Here is a 7,200-nt window from a genome sequence, read left to right as displayed (position 1 = left end):
AGACCACAAAATTAACATTTTTCGATCAAAAACAGAATTTTATTCTAAATTAACCTCCATATTTAAAACATGAGTCCATTATTTGTTTCCGTAATCGATTGTTTTAAAATTAAATTAGGTTTTTTTAAAACAATTGGTTGGGCAAACCGGGAACCTCTGAGTTTGGGAAATGTATCCGATGCGGCAATGAAATCAATATTAACCGCCTATTGTTTCTGCCGGAAAGTAATCATTGCATAAACTGCGCCTCAAGAAGATAAGGGAAATAATTTATTGTAGATTTGTTTTTGATATAGAGAATTTCTTTTCCCACAATCTATCGGCCTTTGAACTACCTAGCGTTTTTAAAAAAAAACACCGTTATGGTCATTTTTGGGATTATAATGACAGCCTTATCAAGTTTTGGGCAGACATTTTTGTTGGCGCTATATGTCCCATTTATCATGGAGGAATTTACGCTTTCCAATGGGCTGATCAGTACATTTTATGGAGTTGCCACAATCGTGAGTGCCGCAATGTTGCCTAAAGTTGGCAAGCTGATCGATACGGTTCCTTTGAAAAACTTCACTTTGGCCACCACTGCCCTATTTGTGGCCTCCTTGTTGTTTTTCAGTTTCTCCCAGGCTTGGTGGTATGTACCGATTGCATTTTTTGGGTTGAGATTGGCGGGACAGGGTTTATTTTCCCATATTTCCATTACCTCCATGTCCCGGTATTTTGAAGCGAACCGTGGAAAAGCCATCAGTTTGGCTTCTTTGGGCCATCCATTGGGACAGGCAATTCTTCCCGCCCTCATATTGGTAGTCATTGGAAAAATCGGATGGAGGGAATCATTGTGGTTGAATGCTGCATTGGTATCTCTTGTTGTCACCGTATTTACTTTATTTGCAGTCAAACCAAAACATTTGGTCCCGGAGTCAGATGAAGAGGTAGATTCTTTGACCGAAGAAAAAAAGATAGATAAAGTCCGGCAAAGGGATGTCATGCGGTCTAAGGAATTTTGGCTGTTGGCACCCAATATCTTTTTTATCCCATTTGCCATTACAGGCCTGTTTTTCTACCAATTTCCCATAGTGGAATTCAAAGGATGGAATCCGGGTATTATTGCGGGCGGCTTGACTGCTTTTGCAATAGCAAGTTCTACAAGCATCCTGACGGCCGGGCCGCTGATCGACAAATACAGCGCTAGGACATTTTTCCCTTTTTACCTTATCCCTTATTTTATAGCATTGATGGTGATTTGGTTGGTTCCCAACACTTGGGCCATGTATGTGTATATGGTGATGATGGGGATTTCTGTAGGCTTTGGCAACGCGATAGTGGCAGCCTTGCAGGTAGAGTTTTTTGGCAAAAAATATATAGGCACGGTCAGGAGTCTTTTTACCTCGATTATGGTGCTGAGTTCTGCGGTAGGTCCGGCTCTTTTTGGGATAATATTGGATGCGGGTTGGGGTTTTCAGACTGTTTTTCCTGTTTCCTTGGTGATGTTACTTTTGATCATTTTCCAATCTATGCGATCTATTCCCAAGCACTCCAGGGCCAAGTGGAAGTTTAAATTGAACAGAATAGGGAAAAATAAAGATCCGGGACAATCCAACAGGTGAAAGAAAAATTTTTAAATGAACTGTACACTTTGCAATAGTAAACTGACCGTAAGGGTGGGTCAAAAATATTTTGCCTGTAATACCTGTGATGCCCGGTTGATGGACAGTATATTCTGGCCCTCCGCTAAAGAGGAAAAGAAACATTACGAGAGGCACAACAATGATGTAAATGATCCAAGATATCAAAATTTCACTTCTCCCATTTCAGATTATGTATTGAAAAATTTTACCGCTGAATCAATTGGCTTGGATTTCGGTTCCGGAACCGGCCCGGTGATTTCAAAAGTGCTACAGGATTCGGGTTACCGGATAAATCAATACGATCCGTTTTTTGCAGCAGACAAGACTGCACTTAAAATCCAATATGATTATATCGTTTCCTGTGAAGTCATCGAACATTTTTATAGTCCCGGCAAAGAATTTGAAACATTGAAAAAACTGTTAAAGCCCAATGGAAAACTGATCTGTATGACTTTGCTCTACAGGGAAGAAATTAAATTTGAAAATTGGTATTATAAAAACGATCCTACCCATGTATTCTTTTACAGCGAAAAAACAGTGAATTTTATCAGAAATAAATTCAGTTTTAAATCTTCCGAAGTTTTCGGTGACAGAATGGTGCTTTGGACAAATGAAGAGTGGGATGTTTTTAAATATTGAAGTATGTAATTATGCCAATAGTCTAATTTCAATTTAATTCAAGGATAAATCATTAAATGTATGTGACTTCCTACTTCCGACTTCGATCTTCCTACAAATTGCAGGAAAATCTCTAATAGCTAGAAGCACATCCTCAAATCACAGATTCCCCCTGTTCAGCATCTGAATCACTTTGAGAATTTCTTCATCCATTTCTTTGTTTTTATCCGCGTATTTTTCTTTTGAGGTCACCCCACCCTTGATACTGATATAGTAGGTCATTTTGGTGTCCGAAGGGGCAAAAGTAACTGATAGATTGTTGGTAGATTCCATTGTCAGGATATTTTCCTTGCTTCCTGTGAAGGAGTTGACCTTATCGGTCATGATGCTGATTTTGCTTCCTTTTCTATAGTCTGTAATGGTATTCAGGGGAAAAATGGACTCCAGGTATTTAGGGTTCTTCCTGATTTTGTCCATGATGGAAAGAAGATGCGTTTTTTGGGTTTTTGAACTGATATCGACTGCTATGGTTTTTTCTTTGTAAAATCCGAATTCCTGATAAATTTCCAGGAGATAGTCAAATAAGGTCAATCCTGATTCCCTCAATTCAATTTCTTTCTGGGCAATGGAAATAATGATATCCGAAAACTCAAGATCGGTATGAAAAACCTGTTGATCAATATTGAAACCACAAATGGGTTCATTTTCAGCAGTCTTCTGTACTTCCCTGATAGCATCTTTCAATTCTCCGGGTTCAATGATTTCACTGATACAGTTCAATCCTGATTTGATGGCCATGTACTCTATCAGATCAGACGTATGAATGGATTTGACACAGATCAGGTTTTCATATTTATCCGAATCCATCCAGATTTTTAATAAAATGGCAGCCACCTGATGACTGTTCAATACCACAAATGCGCCTCTTTTATACTTTCTGACCGCCAAAGCAATCCTTTCAAAATTTGGTTCCACGCCGATAATCAACCCATGTTCTTCTTGCGTAGCTTCGTTAATGGCGGGCTTTAAAGTCAAAAAATTGAAAACATTTTCTATGTCTTCCTCTTTTTTTTCCAAATATATCCAATCCGCCTCCACTCCTGAGTCCATAATTGTGCCGGTCAGAGATTCATCATCAAGGTATGAGGCAATCAGTACTTTATTATTGACAGGTGTTTGATCTTCTTCTTGCAGCTCGTTAATTTGTTCCATTTGAGGTGTATTCATAGTTTTTTTCATTATGGTGAATTCCTGTGCTGTTAACACATGAATACCAGGTCAGTAAATTTTGAAGGATATTCCGATAGCTTAAAAAAGCAATTATCCCAACTAACCGGTATAATCAAAAAAATATGTTCAGTTCTTTACATATCACAAAGATATTGAAACAAAGCCTGACATAAAAGGAAAATAAGATGTTTGGGAAATCAATCGGACTAATCTTGAGGAAATAAAGCAATTTTTAACAAGTTAAGTATGATAGTTTCACTTTGATTTTGTGGATGGTAAAAGTGTAAATGAAGACTTGGAATCATTTGGAATGAATAGGTAATAGATATGGGTGAGTATTGATTTTTTAATTCAATTTTTCTTAACCTTCGGAGGCTTACAGGACCTGCAAAAGTCCTTGTAGGTTTCATTGATGTTCCGATTAATGAAGTGGAATTCTATTTCAGGTTAATTTGAAGCTTATCCTTTTCATTCAGACTTTTTTTTCAAAAACACCAACAACCCAATCTGAGCACCTAAAGCCCCTAAACCGGTATTTCCATTACTGTTTAAAATGCCCGCCCTGCCGTAACCGATTTTTCCATCAATGGCTACATTTGGTCCAAAAAAATGGGCAATCCCCAAACTGAACTCACCCAGCAAATTGGTACTTCCGGAGCTTTCTTTAGTTGTGTTACTGTTATTTCTTTGTTCATAACCTGTCCAATTTCTGCCCACACCTAAGGACAGTTCCGGATAAAAATAAGTTGATTTACCAATGGATGAAAAATACCTGAATGATGGTCCCAGATTTATACTATTAACATTGGTTTTATAGAATATGTCTGTACCTGTACTGGAATTCTTGTTTTTATATGCATTTCCCCGAAAATCTACAAAATAACCAATGGCAAATCCATCGTTTACCAAGTGCAACTGATAGGCTGTTAGGTTTCCGTTTGATTGGGTTATGGATTCATTATTACTATAACCCTTTGGATTTGACCTTGCGTACAATCCGTTCAGACCAATGATTTTTCCACCTTTTTCAATTTGGGCACTTGAAATTTGTGGGAGTGAAAGCAGGGCAAATAATGCCAGCACAAAGATTTTTTTCATAGAGGATTTATTTTGAGCGAGAAAATTAGTCAGAAAAAAATTCTTGTCAAGCAAGGGGAAAAATAATTTTGAGGGTTTTTAATTTCGCCTATTTAACGGGTTGAAAAACAGGAAGATAATTTTTTGAAATCAATGGGAAAGATGGATTAATTCATTGAGGCAATAAGTATTATAAATCTGAAACAATAAGTTAAGTGAAACACTTCCTACCTAATAATATAATAACCCTGGCATTATGATGTTGGAAAGGCCTTAGCTGTTGGGATAGCATATTTAAAATTGTATTTTCAAACTTTAATAATTTGACCTATGCCTTTATTCCCTTCCAAATCCCGGTTAGCCGATATTGTTTTTGAGCACAATGATAGGGCTTCAAAGAATTTTGATTTAGTGGTTCTTGTTTTGATTTTGGCGAGTTTGGTCGTGGTAATTCTGGATTCAGAACCAAGTCTCAACATTAAATATCATCGTGAATTTTTAATTTTGGAATGGGTATTTACCATCCTGTTTACGATTGAATATGGGTTGAGGCTTTGGTTGAGCAAGAAAAAGCTGGGTTATATTTTTAGCTTTTATGGCATCGTGGATCTGTTGGCTATAATCCCGACTTTTTTAAGTCTGTTTTTGGTTAATACGCAGCTATTGGTAGTCATCAGGGGTTTGAGGTTATTGCGGGTTGTCAGGATCTTAAAGTTGGGCAGGTACATGAAGGAGGCAGAGACCCTGAAAACTGCCATGAAAAACAGCAAGACTAAAATCCAACTGTTTTTGGGTTCTGTTATGACCATTGTGTTGATTATGGGAACGATTATGTTTATTGTCGAGGGACCGGGCAATGGATTCACTAGTATCGGTATGTCCATGTATTGGGCCATTGTCACGCTCACCACAGTTGGGTTCGGGGATATCACACCCATCACACCCTGGGGCAAATTTTTCGCCTCAGTGATCATGTTACTGGGTTATGCCATTATTGCGGTCCCTACCGGGATAGTAACTTCAGAATTGACATCTGCAAAATTTCAAGAAGATAGAAGGAGGGGAAAAGAATGTAAGTCATGCCACCAATCGGAACACGACTTGGATGCAGCTTACTGTAAGTATTGCGGTGAGAAGCTTTAAAATTCTCAAAGCATTTCCTTTGTTTTAAAAATGCCGTCAGTCTAATCTTCCTCTAAAGCCAAAAACACCAACCTTTCATTTGCTGTATTTCCATATAGAAACATTTTGTTGCTTTCTATATGATAGACTTTTGCATTGTTCAGGGAATTGATCAAATGTTCATTGAATGCCAATACAGGCAGGGTGTTAAACCCGGGAAAAAACTCCAAAGACTCCTCAAGGATATGCATAGCAATCCCGTCAAACCCTTCTTGGTAGCAGCCATTAAAACTTGCTGAAATGCTTTCAACCTGAAATGTCAGCCCTTCTCCACAGGCAACAGACTTCCCGTCTTCGCTTAGTTTAAGTATGATTTTTTGCATGTCATCCAATACTTCTCCCTTTTGGGATAAATCAGAGGCCCGGGCCATACAGGTCAATTTGTCAAATTTCTTGGTGGTGACATGTTGGAATCCAACAAACTCCCATGTGGTAAACAAGCTAAAATCTCCTTCTACATCCGCAAGGTCAAATTCGCAGAAATCTAAACTTTCTGTTTCACCTGGATTTTCAGAAATGATTTCTTCCACCTCTGCCAAATCCTCACTGAGACAGGAGGAAAAGAACACCAAAGAAAAAACAACTATGAATCGTTTCATGAGAAGGGAAATATGAACTATAACGTCAAATTAATTCTAAATATTTTAACCGCCAAACCCATCCTTGAATTGAGTTTAGAAACACTCAATCCAACCTTGGTAAACTCAGTTTGTATTTGACAGCAATCAACCGGATACTGATGATGACTGCAATGGAAATCAATAAATTATAATCCCTCTCCAATCCCAAATAATTTAAAACCAGATAGAGAATAGCTCCTGTCAGGCAGGCAGAGGCATATATTTCCTTGCTGAATAAAACGGGAATTTCATTGGTCAAGGTATCCCTAATAACCCCTCCCATGACTGCTGTAAACATCCCCATGATGGCTGCAATTTCGGGCCTTACACCAAGGCTAAGCGACTTTTCTACTCCCAGTACAGTGAAGAATGCAATTCCTAAAGTATCAAACAAAAACATGGTTTTCCTGAGCTTTAGTAAAATTCTTGGAAATATAAATGCAGCCAAAACCCCAAGAAAAATTGCATACAAAAAATGAATATCACCTATCCAGACCAAAGGATAGGAGCCCAATAGCACATCCCTCAGCGAACCTCCGCCTATGGCCGTAATAAATCCTGTAAACCCTGCACCAAAAAGGTCATGTTCCCGGTCTCTGACGGCAAGTGCACCCGATATCGCAAATACAAATGTTCCTACCAATTCCAAGGGGTATTGTAAATCCATCAATCTGATCATTTAATTCCCAAATGAACAAGAAATTTTTTGACAAAAGTTCAACTTTTTTGGTTCTTTGATATCCACCGGAATAGGCTTTGTTTTTTAATCCCGATTCTCGGTTTTCGACTCTCTCTCCGGAGGGCAGAAAGGTCTCGCTTCTAATCTCTCGGTTCTCGCTTCTAACCTA

General features: G+C 38.3%; 8 protein-coding genes. 4 read left to right on the top strand and 4 right to left on the bottom strand.

The genetic code is table 11. From position 1 onward, the window contains the following. Window positions 1-137 precede the first annotated feature (137 nt). The 3 genes from ACEW8O_RS16845 (at window position 138) to ACEW8O_RS16835 (ending at window position 2,264) form a co-directional block, all read left to right on the top strand. On the top strand, window positions 138-260 hold the full coding sequence (locus ACEW8O_RS16845) for a TraR/DksA family transcriptional regulator (protein ID WP_373495790.1): 123 nt from the start codon (window positions 138-140) through the stop codon (window positions 258-260). Between the two features lie 123 nt (window positions 261-383). Next, on the top strand, window positions 384-1,604 hold the full coding sequence (locus tag ACEW8O_RS16840; protein WP_373495789.1) for a nitrate/nitrite transporter: 1,221 nt from the start codon (window positions 384-386) through the stop codon (window positions 1,602-1,604). 15 nt (window positions 1,605-1,619) lie between these two features. After that, a complete protein-coding gene (locus ACEW8O_RS16835) occupies window positions 1,620-2,264 on the top strand; it encodes a class I SAM-dependent methyltransferase (protein ID WP_373495788.1) in 645 nt (214 codons plus the stop codon). 138 nt (window positions 2,265-2,402) lie between these two features. On the opposite strand, the gene ACEW8O_RS16830 is transcribed toward ACEW8O_RS16835, so the two are convergent. Together ACEW8O_RS16830 and ACEW8O_RS16825 are read right to left on the bottom strand one after the other, a co-directional pair. Beyond that, complete coding sequence (locus ACEW8O_RS16830; RefSeq protein WP_373495787.1) at window positions 2,403-3,470, bottom strand: hypothetical protein; 1,068 nt, start codon at window positions 3,468-3,470, stop codon at window positions 2,403-2,405. A gap of 471 nt (window positions 3,471-3,941) precedes the next feature. Then, the gene (locus ACEW8O_RS16825) at window positions 3,942-4,571 is read right to left on the bottom strand and encodes a hypothetical protein (RefSeq protein ID WP_373495786.1); all 630 of its coding nucleotides are present in this window, start codon (window positions 4,569-4,571) and stop codon (window positions 3,942-3,944) included. 309 nt (window positions 4,572-4,880) lie between these two features. On the opposite strand from ACEW8O_RS16825, the gene ACEW8O_RS16820 reads away from it, so the two are divergent. Further along, the gene (locus ACEW8O_RS16820; protein ID WP_373495785.1) at window positions 4,881-5,693 is read left to right on the top strand and encodes an ion transporter; all 813 of its coding nucleotides are present in this window, start codon (window positions 4,881-4,883) and stop codon (window positions 5,691-5,693) included. Window positions 5,694-5,734: 41 nt separating this feature from the next. Here ACEW8O_RS16820 and ACEW8O_RS16815 read toward each other — a convergent pair whose 3' ends face one another. Together ACEW8O_RS16815 and ACEW8O_RS16810 are read right to left on the bottom strand one after the other, a co-directional pair. Then, complete coding sequence (locus ACEW8O_RS16815; protein WP_373495784.1) at window positions 5,735-6,331, bottom strand: hypothetical protein; 597 nt, start codon at window positions 6,329-6,331, stop codon at window positions 5,735-5,737. Between the two features lie 85 nt (window positions 6,332-6,416). Next, window positions 6,417-7,019 carry a trimeric intracellular cation channel family protein gene (locus tag ACEW8O_RS16810; protein WP_373495783.1) on the bottom strand — a complete coding sequence of 201 codons (603 nt, stop codon included), beginning with the start codon at window positions 7,017-7,019 and terminating at the stop codon, window positions 6,417-6,419. Window positions 7,020-7,200: the final 181 nt, after the last annotated feature.

The organism is Aquiflexum sp. (assembly GCF_041749095.1).
Taxonomy (GTDB): Bacteria; Bacteroidota; Bacteroidia; order Cytophagales; family Cyclobacteriaceae; genus Aquiflexum.
The sequence above is the reverse complement of the archived record's forward strand: the minus strand, read 5'-3'. Positions and strand labels throughout refer to the sequence as shown.

Bases quoted from the DNA above. Each gene is read 5' to 3' on its own strand.
- ACEW8O_RS16835 (WP_373495788.1), top strand. From the start codon at position 1,620: ATGAACTGTACACTTTGCAATAGTAAACTGACCGTAAGGGTGGGTCAA.
- ACEW8O_RS16810 (WP_373495783.1), bottom strand. From the start codon at position 7,019: ATGGATTTACAATACCCCTTGGAATTGGTAGGAACATTTGTATTTGCG.
- ACEW8O_RS16840 (WP_373495789.1), top strand. From the start codon at position 384: ATGACAGCCTTATCAAGTTTTGGGCAGACATTTTTGTTGGCGCTATAT.
- ACEW8O_RS16825 (WP_373495786.1), bottom strand. From the start codon at position 4,571: ATGAAAAAAATCTTTGTGCTGGCATTATTTGCCCTGCTTTCACTCCCA.
- ACEW8O_RS16815 (WP_373495784.1), bottom strand. From the start codon at position 6,331: ATGAAACGATTCATAGTTGTTTTTTCTTTGGTGTTCTTTTCCTCCTGT.
- ACEW8O_RS16830 (WP_373495787.1), bottom strand. From the start codon at position 3,470: ATGAATACACCTCAAATGGAACAAATTAACGAGCTGCAAGAAGAAGAT.
- ACEW8O_RS16820 (WP_373495785.1), top strand. From the start codon at position 4,881: ATGCCTTTATTCCCTTCCAAATCCCGGTTAGCCGATATTGTTTTTGAG.